Below are 750 nucleotides of genomic sequence, written 5' to 3' on the forward strand. Positions count from 1 at the left end.
GGTTTTATGCAACACCTTCAATGGATACAGTTGTTGCTAACTCTAATCAGGAGCATATAGGTATGGCTTCTGGAGTATATAAAATGTCATCTTCTTTAGGTAACGCATTTGGCGTTGCATTATCAAGTACGCTTTACTTAGTTGCAAAAAGTGCTTTCAATGTGCAATTTGGAGCTTTTTTAGGTTTTGCGTTTAATATTGCTTTAGCATTTATTGCTTTAATTATAGTATTTATAGCAATTCCCAATAGCAATAAAAATTATAATTGATTCATATTACATGCTAAATATAATTAAAATTAGAGGTACTTTTATAAGATTAAATAAAATTATAAATGCAAACATAATAGATATGGAAAACGAGACTCCATATCTGCTAGCATAACTGTTACTTTATTGAATATATCTAACTGATTCTACGATTCATAACTGTTTTTATCTAAGTCGTCACTTATATTGATGATTCAATTTCTTTTTAAAGGCCACACAAAATAAGAGACGCACGTAATTTTTAATTACACGAGCCTCCTATTTGGAGTAGTAGTTTATACTATTATATTTTTATCGAAATCGTAGATTGCTATTCGTTTTCGTTATTATTTTGAGCTCTCTTTTCTCCGCCTTTTTGGCCAATGTCTTGATAAAATTCTTTATCGTGTTCTTGTGAAGTTTTTTCTCCACCTTTTTGACCAATGTCTTTATAAAATTCTTTATCGTGCTCTTGCGAAGTTTTTTCTCCACCTTTTTGGCC

The 750-nt window shown here is 30.4% G+C and carries 1 protein-coding gene and 1 pseudogene; one reads left to right on the plus strand and one right to left on the minus strand.

Annotated elements, in window-relative coordinates:
• Nucleotides 1–269: pseudogene (locus ACF91D_RS31050) on the plus strand (MFS transporter); the annotation flags it as partial.
• Between the two features lie 310 nt (nt 270–579).
• On the opposite strand, the gene ACF91D_RS31055 reads toward ACF91D_RS31050, so the two are convergent.
• Nucleotides 580–750 (minus strand): KGG domain-containing protein (locus tag ACF91D_RS31055; protein ID WP_392438596.1); only part of this gene is annotated, 171 nt, incomplete at its 5' end.

It is taken from the genome of Staphylococcus sp. 231237_7MaSpsaltlick (assembly GCF_043107035.1).